The 20,337-nt window shown below is 65.7% G+C and carries 15 protein-coding genes and 4 tRNA genes; 2 read left to right on the top strand and 17 right to left on the bottom strand.

All coding sequences use genetic code 11. The features are described 5' to 3' along the window. Positions 1-403: 403 nt before the first annotated feature. Entirely contained in the window at positions 404-2,440 is a 2,037-nt protein-coding gene (locus tag LU671_RS28565; RefSeq protein WP_232857763.1) for an NADPH-dependent 2,4-dienoyl-CoA reductase, read from the bottom strand. Between the two features lie 206 nt (positions 2,441-2,646). Here LU671_RS28565 and LU671_RS28560 point away from each other — a divergent pair, with 206 nt between their 5' ends. Together LU671_RS28560 and LU671_RS28555 are read left to right on the top strand one after the other, a co-directional pair. Then, on the top strand, positions 2,647-3,765 hold the full coding sequence (locus LU671_RS28560) for a nitrilase-related carbon-nitrogen hydrolase (protein WP_232857762.1): 1,119 nt from the start codon (positions 2,647-2,649) through the stop codon (positions 3,763-3,765). A gap of 4 nt (positions 3,766-3,769) precedes the next feature. Further along, entirely contained in the window at positions 3,770-4,810 is a 1,041-nt protein-coding gene (locus tag LU671_RS28555) for an AraC family transcriptional regulator (protein ID WP_232857761.1), read from the top strand. Between the two features lie 204 nt (positions 4,811-5,014). On the opposite strand, the gene LU671_RS28550 is transcribed toward LU671_RS28555, so the two are convergent. The 16 genes from LU671_RS28550 to LU671_RS28475 form a co-directional block, all read right to left on the bottom strand. Continuing rightward, positions 5,015-5,902 carry a DUF2242 domain-containing protein gene (locus tag LU671_RS28550; RefSeq protein WP_232857760.1) on the bottom strand — a complete coding sequence of 296 codons (888 nt, stop codon included), beginning with the start codon at positions 5,900-5,902 and terminating at the stop codon, positions 5,015-5,017. A 196-nt stretch (positions 5,903-6,098) separates the two neighbouring features. Continuing rightward, positions 6,099-6,175: transfer RNA gene (locus LU671_RS28545), tRNA-Asp, on the bottom strand. Between the two features lie 141 nt (positions 6,176-6,316). Beyond that, positions 6,317-6,393 (bottom strand) — tRNA-Asp (locus LU671_RS28540). A gap of 83 nt (positions 6,394-6,476) precedes the next feature. Continuing rightward, positions 6,477-6,553 (bottom strand) — tRNA-Asp (locus tag LU671_RS28535). Between the two features lie 79 nt (positions 6,554-6,632). After that, positions 6,633-6,708: transfer RNA gene (locus LU671_RS28530), tRNA-Val, on the bottom strand. Between the two features lie 249 nt (positions 6,709-6,957). Then, positions 6,958-7,731, bottom strand: coding sequence for an SDR family oxidoreductase (locus tag LU671_RS28525; protein ID WP_232857759.1), 774 nt, complete (start codon positions 7,729-7,731; stop codon positions 6,958-6,960). After that, positions 7,728-8,939 (bottom strand): O-succinylhomoserine sulfhydrylase, encoded by a 1,212-nt coding sequence (locus LU671_RS28520; protein ID WP_232857758.1) that lies wholly within the window; start codon positions 8,937-8,939, stop codon positions 7,728-7,730. The genes LU671_RS28525 and LU671_RS28520 overlap by 4 nt, the downstream gene beginning before the upstream one ends. Positions 8,940-8,954: 15 nt before the next feature. Beyond that, on the bottom strand, positions 8,955-10,460 hold the full coding sequence (purF, locus tag LU671_RS28515; RefSeq protein WP_203647522.1) for an amidophosphoribosyltransferase: 1,506 nt from the start codon (positions 10,458-10,460) through the stop codon (positions 8,955-8,957). 42 nt (positions 10,461-10,502) lie between these two features. Beyond that, positions 10,503-11,057: a CvpA family protein gene (locus LU671_RS28510; RefSeq protein ID WP_050704773.1), complete on the bottom strand. Its 555-nt coding sequence runs from the start codon at positions 11,055-11,057 to the stop codon at positions 10,503-10,505. Between the two features lie 266 nt (positions 11,058-11,323). Next, a complete protein-coding gene (locus tag LU671_RS28505; RefSeq protein WP_232857757.1) occupies positions 11,324-11,998 on the bottom strand; it encodes an SPOR domain-containing protein in 675 nt (224 codons plus the stop codon). Continuing rightward, complete coding sequence (gene folC / locus LU671_RS28500; protein WP_232857756.1) at positions 11,982-13,289, bottom strand: bifunctional tetrahydrofolate synthase/dihydrofolate synthase; 1,308 nt, start codon at positions 13,287-13,289, stop codon at positions 11,982-11,984. The genes LU671_RS28505 and folC overlap by 17 nt, the downstream gene beginning before the upstream one ends. Continuing rightward, complete coding sequence (gene accD / locus LU671_RS28495; RefSeq protein ID WP_028690439.1) at positions 13,289-14,182, bottom strand: acetyl-CoA carboxylase, carboxyltransferase subunit beta; 894 nt, start codon at positions 14,180-14,182, stop codon at positions 13,289-13,291. Before accD ends, folC begins: the two co-directional genes overlap by 1 nt. Before the next feature lie 207 nt (positions 14,183-14,389). After that, a complete protein-coding gene (locus tag LU671_RS28490) occupies positions 14,390-15,010 on the bottom strand; it encodes a phosphoribosylanthranilate isomerase (RefSeq protein ID WP_050704770.1) in 621 nt (206 codons plus the stop codon). A gap of 59 nt (positions 15,011-15,069) precedes the next feature. Then, positions 15,070-15,924 carry a tRNA pseudouridine(38-40) synthase TruA gene (gene truA / locus LU671_RS28485; protein WP_203647526.1) on the bottom strand — a complete coding sequence of 285 codons (855 nt, stop codon included), beginning with the start codon at positions 15,922-15,924 and terminating at the stop codon, positions 15,070-15,072. A 135-nt stretch (positions 15,925-16,059) separates the two neighbouring features. Then, positions 16,060-18,720, bottom strand: coding sequence for a FimV/HubP family polar landmark protein (locus LU671_RS28480; RefSeq protein ID WP_232857755.1), 2,661 nt, complete (start codon positions 18,718-18,720; stop codon positions 16,060-16,062). Positions 18,721-18,791: 71 nt separating this feature from the next. Continuing rightward, positions 18,792-19,799, bottom strand: a complete 1,008-nt coding sequence (locus tag LU671_RS28475; RefSeq protein WP_232857754.1) for an aspartate-semialdehyde dehydrogenase — start codon at positions 19,797-19,799, stop codon at positions 18,792-18,794. Positions 19,800-20,337 lie beyond the last annotated feature (538 nt).

The following is a 20,337-nucleotide window of genomic DNA, read 5'->3' as shown; positions in this document are numbered from 1 at the left end:
CTTTCCGCCCTTACGGCGGGTAACTTTTTGAAGGATCAAAAAGTCACCAAAAAATCCTCGCTCCATTCATCCGGCCCCTACGCTTCGCTCCGGGGTCCCCTCGCTCCGTTCTTGCTCCCGGGAGGACCGCGCTGAACGCCCCATCCTGGGGCGCAGCGCTTGACGGGCATCCATGCCCGTCACCTCCCTTCGCAAGAACTCCGCTCGGCCTCCTGAAGTCGCAATTGGCGTTGCCTGAACTATCGCGCGCTTAGAAGCAAGATCAAGATCAACAGACATGGAGTAAGTGTAGACTACTGGCAATGTTTCTTCAGTTACAACCACTCGCTGACAAGCTAACCTCCACAGAAAAGGTGTATTACCACCTCAACTGTGGAAGTTGGCTCACCAACGATTCAAACAATCACAGTTCCGCCGCCAACCTCGACCCTTGGTTAATCGCCCGCTTGGCATCCAGCTCGGCCGCCACATCAGCGCCTCCGATCAGGTGTACCGACTGCCCGGCCGCAACAAGGCCATCATGCAACTCACGCAGCGGATCCTGGCCAGCGCAGATGACGATGTTGTCCACCGCGAGCAACTGCGGCTCGCCCTCGCCAACCCGCAGATGCAGGCCAGCATCGTCCACGCTCAGGTATTCGACGCTGTTGAGCATCTGCACCTGCTTGTTCTTCAGCCCCGTGCGATGAATCCAGCCGGTGGTCTTGCCCAGGCCGTCGCCGACCTTGGTTTTCTTGCGCTGCAACAGGTACACCTGGCGCGCCGGCGCATGAGGCTCGGCCTTGACCCCGGCCACACCACCACGGGCCTGCAAACGCGTATCGATGCCCCACTCCTTCCAGAACGCCTCACGGTCCTGGCTGGTGGCCACGCCTTTGTGCACCAGATACTCGGACACATCGAAGCCAATGCCACCGGCACCGATCACCGCCACCCGCTCGCCCACCGGCTTGCGCTCCAGCAGCACATCCAGGTAGCTCAGCACCTTGGCGTTGTCGATGCCGGGTATGGCCGGCGTGCGCGGGGCGATGCCGGTGGCCAGGATGACTTCGTCGAACTCGCCGGCCACCAGCGCGGCCACATCGACACGGGTATTCAGGCGCAGGTCGACACCCGTGGACTTCACCTTGTTGCGGAAGTAACGCAGGGTCTCGTAGAACTCCTCCTTGCCCGGCACGCGCTTGGCCACGTTGAACTGCCCACCGATCTCAGCGGCGCCATCGAACAACGTCACTTCATGACCGCGTTCAGCGGCCACGGTGGCGGCTGCCAGGCCCGCAGGGCCAGCGCCGACCACCGCGATGCGCTTCACCGCCCGCACCGGCAGGTAGTTGAGTTCGGTCTCATGGCAGGCTCGCGGGTTGACCAGGCAGCTGGTCAGCTTGCCGCCGAATGTGTGGTCCAGGCAGGCCTGGTTGCAGCCGATGCAAGTGTTGATCTCGTCGCCACGACCTTCAGCGGCCTTGTTGACGAAATCCGGGTCGGCCAGGAATGGCCGGGCCATCGAGACCATGTCGGCATCGCCCTCAGCCAGCACCGCCTCGGCCACCTCCGGGGTGTTGATGCGGTTGGTGGTGATCAGCGGGATCTTCACCGCGCCACGCAGCTTGGCGGTGACCTTGCTGAACGCCGCGCGCGGCACCTTGGTGGCGATGGTCGGGATGCGCGCCTCATGCCAGCCGATACCAGTGTTGATCAGCGTGGCGCCGGCCTGCTCGATGGCCTTGGCCAGCAGCTCGATCTCGTCCCAGGTGCTGCCGCCCTCGACCAGGTCGAGCATCGACAGACGGAAGATGATGATGAAGTTCGGCCCCACCGCCTCGCGCACCCGGCTCACGATCTCCACCGCCAGGCGCATGCGGTTCTCGTAGCTGCCGCCCCAGCGATCGGTGCGGTGGTTGGTGTGGGCGGCGAGGAACTGGTTGATGAAGTAGCCTTCCGATCCCATGATCTCGACACCGTCGTAGCCGGCACGCTGGGCCAGGCTTGCGCAGGTGACGAAGTCGCGGATCTGCTTCTCGATGCCCTCTTCGTCCAGCTCCCTGGGCTTGAACGGGTTGATCGGCGCCTGGATGGCGCTGGGCGCCACCTGTTTCGGGCTGTAGGCATAGCGCCCGGCATGCAGGATCTGCAGGCAGATCTTGCCACCGGCGGCATGCACCGCCTCGGTGACGATCCGGTGCTTGTCGGCCTCTTCCTCGGTGCTGAGCTTGGCCGCGCCCGAATACACGCCACCTTCGTCGTTCGGCGCGATGCCACCGGTAACCATCAGCCCGACGCCGCCACGGGCGCGCTCGGCAAAGTAGGCAGCCATGCGCTCGAAGCCGCCCGGGCGCTCCTCGAGGCCGGTGTGCATCGAGCCCATCAGGGTGCGGTTGCGCAGGGTGGTGAAGCCCAGGTCGAGGGGGGCCAGCAGGTGCGGGTAACGGTCGGTAGCCATGGATGGACTCCACAGGTGGCGTGATCACGGAATGCGGGCACCTCTACCCGCGCTCTACAGCAGCGCAGCGGGACCCGTCGTTTGTCTGAGGACGACATTAAACAGGCGTTTGAACCCGCTCAATGATCGAAACTGACAACTTATTGATCCTGCTGCACAGCAGGACTACCCTAGGGCACTCCTTCTGCACAACGCTGGACCGCTCCATGCGAAAACTGCTAGCCGGCGCCCTGGCGCTGGTCACCCTTGCCGCCCTCTGCGGCTACGGCTTCTGGACCCTGCAGCGCCCGGAGGGTCATTACCTGTCCGACCTGCGCATCGAACTGGCCCTCAACCAGGGCGTGCCGGGCGAGCACGGCAACCTGCTGGGGGTCGAGCCGCTGCTGTATCCGGGGGACTACCAGAACCTCACGCGCCTGCACCGCAAGCTCTCGGCCTACCTGGAACAGGCCCGCGCCCAGGGCCTGGTCAACCCGCGCACCGTGGTGGTGTTGCCGGAGCATATCGGCACCTGGCTGTGGGCCCGGGGCGAGAAACGCGAACTGTACCAGGTCACCCAGCGCAACGAGGCCTGGCAGTGGCTGGAGCTGAGCAACCCGCTGCGCTACGGCCTGGCGATGCTCGCCGCCAGCGGCGATGATCGCCGTTCGGACGCGCACCTGCGCATGAAGGCCGCACAGATGGCCGCCGACTACCAGCAGGTGTTCGGCAACCTGGCCCGGGAATTCGGCGTCACCCTGGTCGCCGGCTCCATCATTCTGCCCGCACCCTATGTGGAGAACGGCGTGCTGCGCACCGGCAACGGTCCGCTGTACAACAGCAGCCTGGTGTTCGCCAGCGACGGTTCGGTGCTCGGGCAACCCCAGCACCAGCAGTACCCCGACAGCGAAAGCCGGCGCTACATCCACGACGGCCAGCAGCATCCGCTGCAGGTGCTGCAGACTCCCGCCGGACGCCTGGGCGTGCTGATCGGCAGCGACAGCTGGTACCCCGCCAACTACCGGCAACTGGCCGCGCAATCGGTGCAACTGGTTGCCAACCCGGTCTTCCTCAGTGGCAAGCAGAGCTGGCAGGCGCCCTGGCGTGGCAACCGCCACCAGGCCCAGGCCGCCGACCTGCCCCTGCGCCGCGGCGCAGTGAGCGAACAGCGTGCCTGGCAGCAACTGCCGCTGGCCGCCAACGCCGCCACCCCGAGCATGAGCGTGTTCATGCGTGGTCAGTTCTGGGAGCTGGGCAGCGATGGGCAGGGCTTTGCCAGCCAGGGTGGCACGTTGTGGGTCGGCAACGACAGCCACGGCGCGCGCCTGCTCAACCTGTGGCTGTGACGCCATGCCCCGCCCCCGCGTACGCCTGGGTGAACTGTCGGTAGGTTTCGTCCAGCCCCTGGCCGAGGCGCTGACGGCACTCGGTCACGATCCACACCCCCTGCTGCTGCGCTATAGCCTCGACTCCAGGCGCCTGGCCGAGCCGGGTGCGCGGCTGTCGATCCCGCGCTACATGCACCTGGGGCACGCGGCGATCGCCTTGTCCACCGAGCCGGCGCTGGGCCTGCACATGGGGCGCCTGAGCCGCCTGGCCCAGGCCGGCCTGGCCGGCGTCGCCGCCGCCCAGGCCCCGACCCTTGGCGATGCCGCCCGCACCCTGCTGCGTTTCGAGCCGCTGTATGCCGCCAACTACCGGGGCCAGTCGAGCTTTCAGGAAGACGCCCAGGGCGCTTGGCTGCGGTTCTATTCCATCAGCCCCTACAACGACTACAACCGCTTCGTGGTCGACTCGCTGCTGGCTGGCTGGCTGGCGCAGCTTGGCGCCCTGGCGGCCAGGCCGGTGCAGGCCGAGCGCCTGGAAATCGAGTTCGACGCCCCCGCCTACGCCGCACAGTACCAAAGCCTGTGCGCAGGCCCGGTGCATTTCGGCGCCACGGCCAACCAGCTGCGCCTGAGCCAGGCCACCCTGGCCCTGCCCAACCCGCAACACTGCCCCAGTACCTGGCAGCACCTGCTGCAGCTGTGCGAAGCAGAACTGGCCCAGCGCACCCGCGTGCGCAGCCTGGGCGAGCGCATCACCCACCTGCTGGGACCGCTGTTGAACGGTGGGCGCGAGCCGGATCTGGAAGAAGTGGCGCGGCACCTGCAACTGCCGACCTGGACCTTGCGCCGCAAACTCGCCGAGGAAGGCACGCGCTTTCGCAACCTGCTCAACGACACGCGGCGCGACCTGGCCGAGACCTATATCCGCGACACGGAGCTGGCCTTCGGCGAGATCGCCTATCTGTTGGGGTTCGCCTCGGCCGAGGCCTTCCAGCGCGCATTCAAGCGCTGGACGGGGCTGACGCCCGGGGAGTTTCGCCGCAATCAGCGACAGGTGGGTTAAAGCTCGGTGGCGTCGTCGGCCGGCTCCGGCAGGTCCAGTTCATAGGCCTGGAATTCGAGCAGTTCTTCCTGGTAATCGTCCATCTTCACGCCCCTTCATTCATCGTTCTTCAGTCATTGCGCCAACCTAAGCCAGCGAAATGACGGAATGATTACAGCCCTATGAACGATAAACGTAGCAGGCGCCCGGGAAGTTATCGACGTGTCAGAGTGGCGCGGGAGCCTGCTCCACTGCCGGTGCTTCCTGCTGCACCTGGATCGGTGCCGGCTCGACGGGCGGCGCGATGGGCTGCGAGCCCTTGCTGTCGTCCACAATCGGGGCCGCAGGGGCTTCGCTAGCCGGTACAGAAGCCGCTGGAGCGGCAACAGGCGCGGGAGCAGCGGCAGGGGCGGCGGCAACCGGAGTCGGTACCGGGGCCGGTGCCTCTGCCACGCTCTCGGCGACCGGCGTGGCAGGCTGCGCCGCGGGCGCCAGGGCAGCGGGCGCAGGCTCCGGCAGGCCCAGGTCGGCGGCCGGTTTTTCAACCTTCGGCTCGGCGGCGGCCTCGGTTTTCTCCGGCTTCTTCTGCTTCGGCAGGTAGCTTTCCACCAAAGCGAAGTAGCGGTCATAGAACTGCGCGGCGGTGACTGTCTCGCTGGCGACCTTGACCATGGAATCGTCAGTGGAACCGATCGGCATCGACACCGAACCCAGTACACCCACGCCAAGACTGGCGGAAGTGTTGGATTTCTTCAGGGTATAGCGGTCCTGCAGGGCGTTGGCGAACATGGTCGAGCGCTGCTTGTCGCTCATGTCCGGCACGCAGGTGATGTTGAAGCTGATCTGCAGGTGGTTCTCGGCGTTCTGCTGGAAGCTCTTGTTGCCGGCGACCTGGTTGGCGTCGCTGCTGGTGATGATGTAGCCCTGGCTGAGCAGCGCGCGCCGCGCCGCCTCGCAGGAGCCCGCCTCGCTGGTGGCGAAACTGCGGGAGAAGGTGCCCGAGTCATCGAAGTTCTCGTGCTCGTAGACGGCGGCCTTTTTCGAGGAACAGCCGGACACACCCGCCAGCACGACGGCCAGCCCGAGCGCGCCATAGACGGTTGATCTAGACATTGCCAATTCCGGGAAGAAACGAATGGGGCGTATTGTGCAACACATCGATCAGTGGCTGAAACCATTGATCGGTGAAGACTCTGTCAGCTTGGTGTAAATCCTTGCCCGTGTCTGTGCAAGGCGCTGAAACGAAAAAAGCGACCCGAGGGTCGCTTTTTCGTAGCTTCGAGGTGTTCTAGGGACCTCGAGGCGAAGATGGCGCAGCGGACGGGACTCGAACCCGCGACCCCCGGCGTGACAGGCCGGTATTCTAACCGACTGAACTACCGCTGCGTATCGTTCGGGCTTGCACCCGATTGAAACTGGGATCTGAGCTTTCAAGCGCTGTGGCGCGAAAGCCAGGCACAAAAAAAGCGACTTTGATATCGCCTTTTCTGTTTTGCCTTGAGCGTTCATGGGGCTCTTGGCAGAAGATGGCGCAGCGGACGGGACTCGAACCCGCGACCCCCGGCGTGACAGGCCGGTATTCTAACCGACTGAACTACCGCTGCGTATCGTTCAGGCTTGCGCCTGATTGAAACTGGGATCTGGCCTTGCGGCCTCAGACCGGTGCAAGCACCCATCTGGAGAAAAATGGCGCGGCGGACGGGACTCGAACCCGCGACCCCCGGCGTGACAGGCCGGTATTCTAACCGACTGAACTACCGCCGCGCATAGTTGGACTTGCGTCCTGTTCCTCTCTGCCAGTGTGCTTCTTTCGAAACCACTGAACCAGGAACGTCTCAGGAAGTGGTGGGTGATGACGGGATCGAACCGCCGACCCTCTGCTTGTAAGGCAGATGCTCTCCCGGCTGAGCTAATCACCCCCGCGATGTTGCTTGTTGCGTTTGCTTCGCTGAGGCCGCGAAATTTACGCAGGTACCGATGCTAAGTCAATACCCCCATTGAAGTTTTTTTCAAAAAGGGCAAAAAAGGCAGCCTGATCGCAGGGCCAGCTCGCTCCCACAACCAGACGCCCGCAGCGTGGGAGCGGGCTTGCCCCGCGATAGAGCCGGTACAGCTGACAAAAAAAGGGGCTCTCGGCCCCTTTCTCTTGCATCTCAACAGGTTACAACTTAGGTGTAGATCATCTTGCGGGTCATCCCGCCATCGACCACGAACTCCTGGCCGGTGACGAACCCCGCCTGGCGCGACAGCAGCCACGCCACCAACGCCGCCACATCCTCGACCGTCCCTACCCTGCCCGTCGGATGCTGGGCATGGTCGGCATCAGTCAAAGGTTCGGCGCGTCGCTGCGAAGGATCACGGGCATCGATCCAGCCCGGGCTCACCGCATTGACACGGATCTCCGGCCCCAGGCTCATGGCCAGGGCGTGGGTCAGGGCGACCAGGCCGCCCTTGCTGGCGGCATAGGCCTCGGTGTCCGGCTCGGACTGCCGGGCGCGGGTGGAGGTCAGGTTGACGATCGCGCCACCATGGGCGCGCAGATAAGGTGCGCAATGCTTGGCCAGCAGCATCGGGCCATTGAGGTTGACCGCCAGCACCCGGTTCCATTGGGCCAGGGACAGGCTTTCCAGGGTCTGGTTATGCGGATTGGCGATCGCCGCGTTGCACACCAGCGCATCCAGCCGGCCGAACTGCCCGAGCACCTCGGACACCCCGGCACTGACCTGGGCCTCGTCGGCCACGTCCATGGTGATGAACCAGGCGTTGTCGCCCAGGGCCTTGGCGACCTTGGTGCCGCGCGGGCGATCCAGATCACTGAGCACCACCTGCCAGCCCTCGCAGATCAACCAGGCGGCGATGCCCAGGCCGATGCCGCGGGCGGCACCGGTCACCAGGGCCACCCGGCCGTTATGGCCGGGTTCGCCACCCTTCCAGTCGATCACAGCGCCGCCAGGCCGCGGGCCAGATCGGCTTGCAGGTCGGCCACGTCTTCCAGTCCGACCGCCACGCGCACCAGGCTGTCACGGATACCCGCCGCTTCACGCTCCTGCGGCGTCAGACGGCCGTGAGAGGTGGTGGCCGGGTGGGCGATGGTGGTCTTGCTGTCACCGAGGTTGGTGGTGATGGAGATCACCCGGGTGGCGTCGATGAAGCGCCAGGCGCCTTCCTTGCCGCCCTTGACCTCGAAGCTGACCACCGCGCCGAAGCCGCTCATCTGGCGCTTGGCCAGTTCATGCTGCGGGTGGCTCGGCAGGCCGGCGTAGTGGACCTTCTCGATGCCGTCCTGGCGCTCGAGCCACTCGGCCAGCGCCTGGGCGCTCTCGCAGTGAGCGCGCATGCGCAGCTTGAGGGTCTCCAGGCCCTTGGTGAAGACCCAGGCGTTGAACGGGCTGAGGGTCGGGCCGGCGGTGCGCAGGAAGCCCACCACTTCCTTCATCTGCTCGCTGCGTCCGGCCACCACGCCGCCCATGCAACGGCCCTGGCCGTCGATGAACTTGGTGGCCGAGTGGAACACGATGTCGGCGCCGAGCTTGAGCGGCTGCTGCAAGGCCGGGGTGCTGAAGCAGTTGTCCACCACCAGCATGGCGCCACGGGCATGGGCGATCTCGGCGAGTGCGGTGATGTCCACCAGCTCGGCCAGCGGGTTGGAGGGCGACTCGACCACCAGCAGCTTGGTATTGGCCTTGATGGCCTTTTCCCAGCCGTTCAGGTCGACCAGCGGCACGTAGTCCACCTGCACGCCGAAACGCTTGAAGTACTTCTCGAACAGGCTGATGGTCGAGCCGAACACGCTCTGCGATACCAGCACATGGTCGCCAGCGCTGCACAGCGACATGACCACGGCGAGAATCGCCGCCATGCCGGTGGAAGTGGCCACAGCCTGCTCGGCGCCCTCCATGGCCGCCAGGCGCTCCTCGAAGGCGCGCACGGTCGGGTTGGTGTAGCGCGAGTAGACGTTGCCCGGCGTTTCGCCGGCAAAGCGCGCGGCGGCGTCGGCGGCCGTGCGAAAGACATAGCTGGAGGTCAGGAACAGCGCTTCGCTGTGCTCGGCCTCCGGTGTACGGTTCTGACCGGCGCGCACCGCCAGGGTGTCGAAACCGACACCCTCGAGGTCACTGTCCAGTCGACCGGCATCCCATTGATCGGTCATGCCGTCGCTCCCAAATCAGTTGTTGTACAGGTCGATGATCGCGCTGACCGCCTGGTTCTTCACCTTGGCCAGGTCGTTACGGGCCTGCTCGATGCGCTCGAGGTAGGCTTCGTCGATATCGCCGGTGACATACTCACCGTTGAACACCGCGCAATCGAAATGCTCGATCTTGATCTTGCCGCCACCGACCGATTCGATCAGGTCCGGGAGGTCCTGGTAGATCAGCCAGTCGGCGCCGATCAACTCGGCCACCTGTTCGGTGGTACGGTTGTGGGCGATCAATTCGTGAGCGCTCGGCATGTCGATGCCGTAGACGTTGGGGTAGCGCACCGCGGGGGCCGCGGAGCAGAAGTAGACATTCTTGGCGCCGGCTTCGCGGGCCATCTGGATGATCTGCTTGCAGGTGGTGCCGCGCACGATCGAGTCGTCCACCAGCATCACGTTCTTGCCGCGGAATTCCAGCTCGATGGCGTTGAGCTTCTGGCGTACCGATTTCTTGCGCGCGGCCTGGCCGGGCATGATGAAGGTACGGCCGATGTAGCGGTTCTTGACGAAGCCTTCGCGGAACTTGACGCCCAGGTGGTTGGCCAGCTCCAGCGCCGCGGTGCGGCTGGTGTCGGGAATCGGGATGACCACGTCGATGTCGTGGTCCGGGCGCTCGCGCTGGATCTTCTCGGCCAGCTTCTCGCCCATGCGCAGGCGCGCCTTGTACACCGAGACGCCGTCGATGATCGAATCCGGACGGGCCAGGTAGACGTGCTCGAAGATGCACGGCTGCAATTTCGGGCTTTCGGCGCACTGCTTGGTGAACATCTGGCCGCCTTCGGTGATGTACACCGCCTCGCCCGGCGCCAGGTCGCGGATCAGGGTGAAGCCGAGCACGTCCAGGGCCACGCTTTCCGAGGCGATCATGTACTCGACGCCTTCATCGGTGTGACGCTGGCCGAACACCACCGGACGGATGCCGTTGGGGTCGCGGAAGCCGACAATGCCGTAGCCGGTGATCATCGCCACCACCGCGTAGCCACCGACGCAACGGCTGTGCACGTGGGAAACCGCGGCGAACACGTCTTCTTCGGTCGGCTGCAGCTTGCCGCGCACGGCCAGCTCGTGGGCGAACACGTTCAGCAGCACTTCGGAGTCGGAGTTGGTGTTGACGTGGCGCAGGTCGGACTCGTAGATCTCCTTGGCCAGCTGCTCGACGTTGGTCAGGTTGCCGTTGTGCGCCAGGGTGATGCCGTAGGGCGAGTTGACGTAGAACGGCTGGGCCTCGGCCGAAGTGGAGCTGCCGGCGGTCGGGTAACGCACGTGACCGATGCCGATGCTGCCGACCAGGCGCTGCATGTGGCGCTGCTGGAAGACGTCGCGCACCAGGCCGTTATCCTTGCGCAGGAACAACCGGCCGTCGTGGCTGGTCACGATACCGGCAGCATCCTGGCCGCGGTGCTGGAGGACCGTAAGCGCGTCATACAGCGCCTGATTGACGTTCGACTTACCGACGATACCGACGATGCCACACATGCGACGCAACCCCTACTTTGATGAAACTTGAGTGAAGAGCGCTCAGGGCTTGGTCGGCCCGAGCAACTGCTCCTTGAACGGAAGGTCAACGGGTGCGCTGACCCCACTGGACATCCACTGGCCGCTGAACCCGAGAATGAGGTTCTTCGACCAATCGGCTACCAATAGAAATTGTGGTATCAGGCGTGATTCCTGCCACCACGGATCCTGTTGCACCGGCCCCAGGCTCAGCAGCCCGACCGCCACCACCACCAGCAAGCCCCCGCGCGCGGCGCCGAAGGCCATGCCGAGGAAGCGATCAGTGCCGGACAACCCGGTCACGCGGATCAGTTCGCCGATGAGGAAATTGAGCATCGCCCCGACCAGCAGCGTGGCGACGAAAAGAATGGCGCAGCCGGCAATGACCCGTGCTGAAGGCATCTGGATATAGCTTTCAAGATACTGCGCAAGCGAGCCGCCGAACATCCAGGCCACCGCACCGGCGACAATCCAGATGAGCAGGGACAAGGCTTCCTTGACGAAGCCGCGCTTGAGACTGATCAGTGATGAAATGACGACGATCGCGATGATCGCCCAATCAACCCAGGTAAATGCCACGGTGTTGCCTGCCGACGTTAGAGGCGGCGCATTTTACCAGAGCCAGGGGCTTGGAGTAAGCGGAATGTCAGGCGTTTGAAGGGCTGCGGGCTGACTCCGGGGACAGCTTTACGCCCTGAAACAGACCGCCTGGCCTGCGCTGACTCTGTAGGAGCGGCCTTGTGCCGCGAAAGGGCTGCGCAGCAGCCCCAAGGTGTGAGCGGGGGCCGCGTTGCGGCCCTTTCGCGGCACAAGGCCGCTCCTACAGGGAGGGCGTGAGATGTGCGTCAGCCACGCTCCGGCTGGAAGCGCACCACGATACCCTTGAGGTTTTGCTGGCGGCTGATCACATCACGCAGGCGCTCGGCCTCGGCGCGCTCGATCAGCGGCCCGACGAACACCCGGTTCATGCCGTCCGCCGAACGGATATAGGCGTTGTAGCCCTGGCTGCGCAGGGTCTTCTGCAGATTCTCGGCACCGGCCCGGTTGGACAGGCTGGCCAACTGGATCGACCAGCTCACCGGCAGGCCGTTGGCATCGATCTTCGACGGCGCGGCCGGCTTGGCGGCAGGCGCAACGCTCGGTGCAGGCACCGGACGCGCCTCCACCTTGGCGACCGGCGGCGTCGGCACTGGTGTCTGCGGCTTGGGCTGTACAGGTGGCGCCACGGTCGCGACCGGCGCGATGGGCTGGCTCGGCGCCGTCACCGGCGCCGTGGACTCGTCGACCACTACCGGCGGCTGCGCGTTCTGCTCCGGCAACGGCTGAGGCTCCGGCACCTGAACCGGCTCCACCTGCACCTGGGGCAGACTCGGCATGGCCGGCGCCTCCGGCGCCTCGACTCGCACCTGGCGCAGCTCGTCCTCGCGGGTGAACAACATCGGCAGGAAGATCACCGCCAGCGCCACCAGCACCAGCGCACCGACCATGCGCTGTTTCATCCCTTTATCCAGCACTGCCATCTACTCCATCCTCGGGGACCTGCCGCTCGAGCCAGGCCAAGGCCTCGCCGACGCAGAAAAACGAACCGAACAGCAGGATCTGGTCATCCGCCGTCGCCTGGGCGCACTGCCCTTCGAGGGCAGCCGCGACACTGGCGTAAGACTTCACTGTCGCACCCAGGTTCGTCAAGGCATCCGCCAGCTCCGTGGCCGGGCGACTACGCGGCGTGTCCAGCGGCGCCACCGCCCAGTCGGCGACCTGGTCGCGCAGCGGCGCGAGCACACCGGCCAGGTCCTTGTCGGCCAACAGGCCGAACACCGCCAAGCGCCGCCCCTTCACCGGGCGCGCCGCCAGACGGCGGGCCAGGTACTCAGCGGCGTGCGGGTTGTGGCCGACATCCAGCAGCAACTCCACGCGCTTGCCTTGCAGCAACAGCTCGCGCCGGTCGAGACGACCGGTGATACGGGTGTCCAGCAAGGCCTGACGAACCTTGCCGCTATCCCACGGCAGGCCCGTCAGCAGGAAGGCCTGCAAGGCCAGGGCGGCATTCTCCATAGGCAGGTCGAGCAACGGCAGGTCGCGCAGTTCAACGGGCGAACCGTCGAGCTGGCGACCACGCCAATGCCAGTGGTCGACGCTGCTATCCAGGTCGAAATCACGCCCGCGCAGGAAGAACGGGCAATCCAGCTCGCGCACCTTGTCCAGCAAAGGCTGCGGCGGATCCAGGTCACCGCACAGCGCAGGCTTGCCCCGGCGGAAGATCCCCGCCTTCTCGTAGGCCACCGACTCGCGGCTATCACCCAGGTAGTCAACGTGGTCGACGCCGATGCTGGTGACCAGCGACACGTCGGCATCCACCAGGTTAACTGCATCCAGCCGACCACCCAGGCCGACCTCAAGCACCACCGCGTCCAACGCGGAGTGCTTGAACAGCCAGAACGCCGCCAGGGTGCCCATTTCGAAATAGGTCAGCGAGATCTCGCCGCGCGCCGCTTCCACCGCGGCGAACGCTTCGCACAGGCGCTCATCGCTGGCCTCGCGGCCTTCGATCAGCACCCGCTCGTTGTAACGCAGCAGGTGCGGCGAACTGTACACCCCGACCTTGAGCCCCTGGGCGCGCAGCAACGCGGCCACGAAAGCGCAGGTCGAGCCCTTGCCGTTGGTACCGGTCACCGTCACCACCCGCGGCGCCAGCTTGCCCAGCCCCAGGCGCGCCAGCACCTGTTGCGAGCGCTCCAGGCCCATGTCGATGGCCGAGGGGTGCAACTGTTCGAGGTAGGCGAGCCAGTCGCCCAGGCTGCGCTGGTTCATCACGCGACCGCGGCGACCTCTTTGGCCGCTTCCGGGGTCGGCTGGCCGGTCATCTGCGCCAGCAGGCGCGCCAGGCGCGGACGCAGCTCGTCACGGGAGATGATCAGATCGATGGCGCCGTGTTCCAGCAGGAACTCGCTGCGCTGGAAGCCTTCGGGCAGTTTCTCGCGCACGGTCTGCTCGATCACCCGCGGACCGGCGAAGCCGATCAGCGCCTTCGGCTCGCCGACGATCACGTCGCCGAGCATCGCCAGGCTGGCGGAAACGCCGCCGTAGACCGGGTCGGTCAGCACCGAGATGAATGGAATGCCTTCTTCGCGCAGACGCGCCAGCACCGCGGAGGTCTTGGCCATCTGCATCAGCGAGATCAGCGCTTCCTGCATGCGCGCGCCACCGGAAGCGGAGAAGCAGACCATCGGGCAACGGTTTTCCAGGGCGTAGTTGGCGGCGCGCACGAAACGCTCACCAACGATGGCACCCATGGAGCCGCCCATGAAGGAGAACTCGAAGGCGCTGACCACGATCGGCATGCCCATCAGGGTGCCGCTCATGGAGATCAGCGCGTCCTTCTCGCCGGTCTGCTTCTGCGCGGCGGTCAGGCGGTCCTTGTACTTCTTGCCGTCACGGAACTTCAGGCGGTCGACCGGCTCCAGGTCGGCGCCCAGCTCGGCACGGCCTTCTGGATCGAGGAAGATATCGATGCGCGCGCGGGCGCCGATACGCATGTGGTGGTTGCACTTAGGGCAGACGTCGAGGGTCTTTTCCAGCTCCGGGCGATACAGCACGGCTTCGCAGGACGGGCACTTGTGCCACAGCCCTTCCGGCACCGAGCTCTTCTTCACCTCGGAACGCATGATCGAAGGGATCAGTTTGTCTACCAACCAGTTGCTCATGCTTGCTTTCTCCAGTATTGGCCAGGGAGACCTGCGCGGCCCCGCCCTGCCCTTGAGCTCAAATTCTTCTGTAAAGCGACGATGGGCCGGCCACGACCGCCCCACCTCCAATTCTTCCCCGGCATGCCCCGCGCTCTGGCGCGGCCTGGCAGCACCGGGCTGCGAAAGCTATGGACGATGGCGCGCGGCCAGCCGTCACATTAGCGTTCACGCGTGTTTCACCGCCTGCATGAAGGCTTCGATCTTCGCCGCATCCTTGATGCCCTTGGCCTGCTCCACGCCGCCGCTGACATCCACCGCGTACGGGCGCACCTGGCGAATGGCCGCCGCCACGTTGTCGGCCGACAGGCCACCGGCAAGGATGATCGGCTTGCTCAGGCGCTGCGGAATCAGTGACCAGTCGAAGGCCTCGCCGGTTCCCCCCGGCACGCCCGGCACATAGGCGTCCAGCAGGATGCCGCGGGCGCCGGCGTAGTGGCGGCAGGCGGCCTCCAGGTCATCCCCCGGGCGCACCCGCAGGGCCTTGATCCAGGGGCGGTGGTAGCCCTCGCAATCGGCCGGGGTTTCATCGCCGTGGAACTGTAGCAGGTCCAGGGAAACCACTTCGAGGATCTCGTTGAGCTCGCAACGCGAGGCGTTGACGAACAACCCCACGGTGGTCACGAACGGCGGCAGCGCATCGATGATCGCCCGCGCCTGGCGCACGTCCACCGCGCGTGGGCTTTTCGCATAGAAGACGAAGCCGAGGGCATCGGCGCCGGCCTCGACCGCGGCCAGGGCGTCCTCGATACGGGTAATCCCGCAGATCTTGCTGCGAACGTTGCTCATGGACGGCGAACCTTGGGTGATCGGGAAAGCGTCGATGGTAGCAAATGACCCGTGCCCCGTCAGTCTGCCAGCGCCTCGTAACCGCTAAGAAAGTGTGGGCCGATGTAACGCTGCGGCAGCGCGTATTCCTGCGGATACTCCACCTGCACCAGGTAGAGGCCGTAAGGGTGCGCGGTCACTCCGCCGTCACGGCGGTTGCGCCCCTCCAGCACCTCGCGGGCCCACTCCACCGGACGCTCGCCGGCGCCGATGGTCATCAGCACGCCGGCGATGTTGCGCACCATGTGGTGCAGGAACGCGGTGGCGCGCACGTCCAGCACGATCATCCGCCCATGACGGGTCACGCGCAGGTGGTGGATGTGCTTGATCGGCGACTTGGCCTGGCACTGGCTGGCGCGGAAGGCGCTGAAATCATGGGTGCCCAGCAGATACTGCGCGGCCTCGGCCATGCGCTCGACGTCCAGCGGGCGATGGTTCCAGGTCACTTCCTCGGCCAGGTGGGCCGGGCGGATCGGGTCGTTGTAGATGACGTAGCGATAGCGCCGCGCGGTGGCCTTGAAGCGGGCATGAAAGTGCGCAGGCATCGGCGCCGACCAGACCACGCTGATGTCGTGGGGCAGGTTGAAGTTGGTGCCCAGGGTCCAGGCGCGCTCGTCGCGCACGGCGCGGGTGTCGAAATGCACGATCTGCCCGCAGCCATGGACGCCGGCATCGGTACGTCCGGCGCAGATCACCGAGATCGGCTCGTTGGCCACCGTCGACAGCGCCTGCTCCAGGGCCTGCTGGACACTGGGCACGCCGCTGGCCTGGCGCTGCCAGCCGCGGTAGCGCGAACCTTTGTATTCCACGCCCAGGGCGATGCGGGTGTAGCCTTCGGCGGCCGATTCGGCGGCGGCGGTGTCGATGATGTCCAAGAGCGGCAAACCTGATGCTGAAACGAAAGGCGGGAGTATACCGGCAAACTGTGCAGGGGCCGAAATGATCGCGGGGCAAGCCCGCTCCCACGTGTTCTGTGGGAATGGGCTTGCCCCGCGCGGTGCAACGTCGCCTCAGACCAGGCGCGAGAGCATCTCGTTGGCTTCCTGGCGCTGGCTGTCGTCGCCGTCCTTGACGACTTCGTCGAGGATGTCACGGGCGCCCTGGTGGTCGCCCATGTCGATGTAGGCGCGAGCCAGGTCGAGCTTGGTGGCCACCTCGTCGGCGCCGGAGAAGAAGTCGAAGTCCAGGTCGTCCAGCGGCTCGGGCTCCAGTGCCGCATCCTCGGCGGTGAACTGTGGCTCAGGCGCCGCTGCCGGGACATCGAGGTTCTGCGACAGCTTGTCGAGTTCGGCGTTGACGTCGTCCAGTTCCGAGGCGAAGTTCTTCGCCGCCGGCGAGTCGTCGTCCAGCGACAGCGACAGATCGAAGTCCTCGGGCAGCTCCAGCTCGGAGATCGGGTCGAACTCCGGAATGGCCTCGAAGGCCGCGAGCTCGGCCGCCACGTCCACCGGGGCTTCCTCGCTGCTGGCCGGGGCCACCGGTTCGTCGGCGACATCCAGGTCGAACTCGGCCAGGTCGTCGACATTCTGCGGCGTCGCCTGGGCCTGGGCAAGCAAAGCCTCGAAGTCGTCGTCGGCATCGGTTTCGGCAACCGCAGGCGCAGGCTCGGCCTCGATCTCGGGCGCTTCGACAACCAAGTCCTCAAGACCAGCCAGGTCCAGATGGTCATCTACCGGCAAGTCATCACCCAGGCTCAGGTCGAAGGCGCTGTCCAGGTCGGCCTCTTCGACGACAGGCTCAGGCTCAGGTTCCGGCTCGGCCGCCACGACAGGCTCAGGTTCCGGCTCCACGACGAGTTCCGGCGCGCTTTCGCCCAGCTCCAGCTCCTTGTCCTGCAGCAGGTCCTGGACATACTGCTCATCCAGCTCGGCTGCCAGGGCAGCGGCCCCGGCAGCGCCTGCCGCCACCGCCGCGACACCCAGCATGGCCGGGAAGCGCTCCTTGAGCGCGGCGACCTCGGCCTGGTTCGCGTCATTGACCGCCAGCTTGCGCTCCTGGCCGGCGAAGGCGTCCTGGTCACCCTGGCGGGCATAGACTTCCATCAGCTTCAGGCGCAGGTCGCTGCGCTGTGGCTCGGAAGCCACCGCCGCTTCCAGCAGGTCGGCGGCATGGTTGAGACGGCCACGGGCCAGGCTGTCGTCCACTTCGGCCAGCAGCGCGGCGCGCGGATCGACCGCCGGCGCGGCAGCTTCGACGGCGGCCGCAGGCTTTTCCGCGGCAACGGCCGCAGCCGCCGAGGCCGCCACCACCGCTGGCGACAGGGTCACGGTCGGCGCCGACACGTCGAGGCCTTCGAAGCTGCTGGGTGGCAGCTCCAGGTCAGGGCCGCGCTCGCCATCCTCGGCCAGGGCACGCGCCATGCGCAGGTGCTTTTCGGCTTCCTGCTGGGCCTTGCGCTTGCGCGCCAGGAGCAGCAGCAACAGCAGCAGGACCAGGAACGCGGAGCCGGCGATCAGGCCCAGCAGCAGCGGATTGCCCAGCAACTGGTCGAGCATGCCGGGCTCTTCGCTGGCCGGCGCTTCGGCGGCCACATCCTGCGGCGCGGTGTCGGCGGCGGCAGGCGCCGGAGCGACCACCGGTTCGGCCGGGGTCAGTTGGGCGTTCACCACCGGTTGCGCCGGAGCTGGCTCACCCGGCAGCGCGCCGGCCGGCGGCTGCGGTGCTGCGCCACCCTGGGCCTCCAGGCGCGCCAACTGGTCGTTCTTCAGCTCGATCAGACGCTGCAGCTTGTCCAGCTGGCTCTGCAGGTCGACCATTCGGCTCTTGAGTTCTTCGTTGTCGCGGCGGCTGGTGTCGAGGCTTTCCTGGGCCACGGCCAGCTTGTCGCCCAGCGCCTTGGCCTCACCGGCCGCAGCCTTGCCGCCCGGCGCCACCAGGCGCAGGTTGTCGCCCTGGGCGATGCGTGCCGGCGCGGCGCCGGCCTCGCCACGGCGGGTGGCGTCCAGTTGCCGTGCACGCGGACCGAGGCGACGGCCTTCGCGCCAGGCGGCGTACTGCTCGGCCACTTCGCGGTTGGCCTGGGCCTGGGGAATGCTCTGCGCCTGCTGCTGATCGGGCAGGCGCAGGACCTGGCCGGTCTTGAGCTGGTTGATGTTGTTGCCGATGAAGGCATCCGGGTTCAGCGCCTGGATGGCCAGCATGGTCTGCTGGATCGAGCCGCCGTTGCTGTTGCGCGCCGCAATCTGCCAGAGGGTGTCGCGGCGCTTGGTGGTGTAGCTGCCCGCGCTGACCGCCGGGTTGATATTGGCCTGGGTCGGCTGGCTGCCCTGGGCCTGCGCCTGGTCGAGCAACACGCTGTAGTCGCGCAGCAGACGGCCCTGAGGCCACATGACCTGGACCAGGAACTTGACCACCGGCTCCGGCAGCGCCTTGCTGGAGGTGACCCGCAGCACGCTCTTGCCGTTGGGGTTGACCACCGGGGTGAACGTGAGGTCTTCGAGGTACGGCGGGAAGGCCACCCCGGCCTTGGCGAACTCTTCCGGCGACGCCAGGCTGGGCGCCATCTGCGCTGCGGTGAGGTCGCGCACATCGAGCAGTTCGATCTCGGCATCCAGCGGCTGGTTCTGCGCCGACTTGAGGGTCAGCTCGCCCAACCCCAGAGCGTTAGCCATGCCGGACGACAGCGCCGAGGCTGCCGCGATGGCCAGAACCAGTTTGCGAATTCGAAGCATGAACTCTTCCCTTGTATGAAGCGTCCCGAAAACCTTTGCGCGGTGCAGGACAAAATTGCTCGCAGTATCTTTTACGCCATGTGTTTTATCAACAATTGTGCCGCCTGCACGGCATTCAGCGCCGCGCCCTTGCGCACATTGTCGGTGGTCAGCCACAGGTTCAGTTGCTGGTCTTCATCGACACCATGGCGTACACGACCAACATAGACCACGTCCTGGCCCACTGCGTCACCTACCGGTGTCGGATAATCCCCCAATTCGACCAGTTCGATGCCGTCGGCGGCCTCCAGCGCGGCGTTGACGGCCGCCAGATCGACCGGATTACGGCTTTGCACCGCCACACTGAAGCTATCGCCGAAAAACACCGGGACTTGAATGCAGGTCACGGAAATCTTCAGTTGCGGCAGATCGAGCACCTGGCGCAGCTCGCCGACCAGGCGCCGCTCCACCGTTGTGTAACCCTGTTCGTCGGGGGTGCCGACCTGGGGCAGCAGGTTGAAGGCGACCTGGCGATCGAAGAAGCGCGGCTCCAGCGGGCGTGCGTTGAGCAGCTCGGCGGTCTGCCGGGCGAGCTCGCTGACGGCCTCCCTGCCCTGCTCCGAAACCGCCAGGCAAGCGTTGACCTGCACGCGCTCGATGTCGAGCAGTCCCTTGAGCGGCGCCAGCGCCACAGCCAGGGCCACCGCGCCGGCGCTCGGGCTGGTGATCAGCGCGGGCCGCGCGAGTTCGGCGATGCGCTCGCCGTTGGCTTCCGGGACCAGGGCGGTGGCGCCGTCCAGGGCGCCGGACAGGTCGATCACCGCGCAACCGGCGGCGATGGCCTTGGGCGCGAAGCTGCGGCTCACGGCGGGGCTGGCGGCGAAGAACACCAGCTGGACCAGGGAGAAGTCGAAGCTGTCCACTTCGCGGACTTTCAGTTTCTTGCCGGCGAACATGACACTGCTGCCGGCGGATTCCATGCTGGCCAGCAGGTGCAGGGTGGAGACCGGGAAGGCCACTTCCTCGAGGATCTGGACGAGGGATTCACCGACAGTGCCGGTGGCGCCGATTACGGCGATGTCTAGGGCGGGGGTGGTCATGGGATCGGTTCCTTTCTGCGGGGGTACGGCGGGGGAGCGGCACTTTACTTGGATTGTGGGGTGGGAGGTAGGGTTCGGGTTCTGAAGTGTGGGTTTTGATTTCTGTATGCGCATTCATTGGCGATGTCGACGCATTATCACCTTTCCGCCCTTACGGCGGCCTACTTTTCTCGTGGGAAAAGTAGGCAAAACCGTTCCGCTCCATTCATCCGGCCCCTACGCTTCGCTCCGGGGTTCCCTCGCTCCGTTCTTGCTCCCGGGAGGACCGCGCTGAACGCCCCATCCTGGGGCGCAGCGCTTGACGGCCATCCATGGCCGTCACCTCCCTCCGCAAGAACTCCGCTCGGCCTCCTGAAGTCGCAATTGGCGGCGCCTGAACTATTGCGCGCTTAGAAGCAAGAGCAAGAGCAAGAGCAAGAGCAAGAGCAAGAAATGCGAAGTTGGCTGTTTGAAAATTAGTAATATATTGGCTGTTCCGGCCTATCGCGGGGCAAGCCCGCTCCCACGCTATTCCCGCACCAAGCTGAATAATCTGCGT

The organism is Pseudomonas sp. NMI760_13, assembly GCF_021283245.1.
Taxonomy (GTDB): Bacteria; Pseudomonadota; Gammaproteobacteria; order Pseudomonadales; family Pseudomonadaceae; genus Aquipseudomonas; species Aquipseudomonas peradeniyensis.
The sequence above is the reverse complement of the archived record's forward strand: the minus strand, read 5'-3'. Positions and strand labels throughout refer to the sequence as shown.

Bases quoted from the DNA above. Each gene is read 5' to 3' on its own strand.
- LU671_RS28565 (WP_232857763.1), bottom strand. From the start codon at position 2,440: ATGGCTACCGACCGTTACCCGCACCTGCTGGCCCCCCTCGACCTGGGC.
- LU671_RS28560 (WP_232857762.1), top strand. From the start codon at position 2,647: ATGCGAAAACTGCTAGCCGGCGCCCTGGCGCTGGTCACCCTTGCCGCC.
- LU671_RS28555 (WP_232857761.1), top strand. From the start codon at position 3,770: ATGCCCCGCCCCCGCGTACGCCTGGGTGAACTGTCGGTAGGTTTCGTC.
- LU671_RS28550 (WP_232857760.1), bottom strand. From the start codon at position 5,902: ATGTCTAGATCAACCGTCTATGGCGCGCTCGGGCTGGCCGTCGTGCTG.
- LU671_RS28520 (WP_232857758.1), bottom strand. From the start codon at position 8,939: ATGACCGATCAATGGGATGCCGGTCGACTGGACAGTGACCTCGAGGGT.
- purF (WP_203647522.1), bottom strand. From the start codon at position 10,460: ATGTGTGGCATCGTCGGTATCGTCGGTAAGTCGAACGTCAATCAGGCG.
- LU671_RS28505 (WP_232857757.1), bottom strand. From the start codon at position 11,998: ATGGCAGTGCTGGATAAAGGGATGAAACAGCGCATGGTCGGTGCGCTG.
- folC (WP_232857756.1), bottom strand. From the start codon at position 13,289: ATGAACCAGCGCAGCCTGGGCGACTGGCTCGCCTACCTCGAACAGTTG.
- accD (WP_028690439.1), bottom strand. From the start codon at position 14,182: ATGAGCAACTGGTTGGTAGACAAACTGATCCCTTCGATCATGCGTTCC.
- LU671_RS28490 (WP_050704770.1), bottom strand. From the start codon at position 15,010: ATGAGCAACGTTCGCAGCAAGATCTGCGGGATTACCCGTATCGAGGAC.
- LU671_RS28480 (WP_232857755.1), bottom strand. From the start codon at position 18,720: ATGCTTCGAATTCGCAAACTGGTTCTGGCCATCGCGGCAGCCTCGGCG.
- LU671_RS28475 (WP_232857754.1), bottom strand. From the start codon at position 19,799: ATGACCACCCCCGCCCTAGACATCGCCGTAATCGGCGCCACCGGCACT.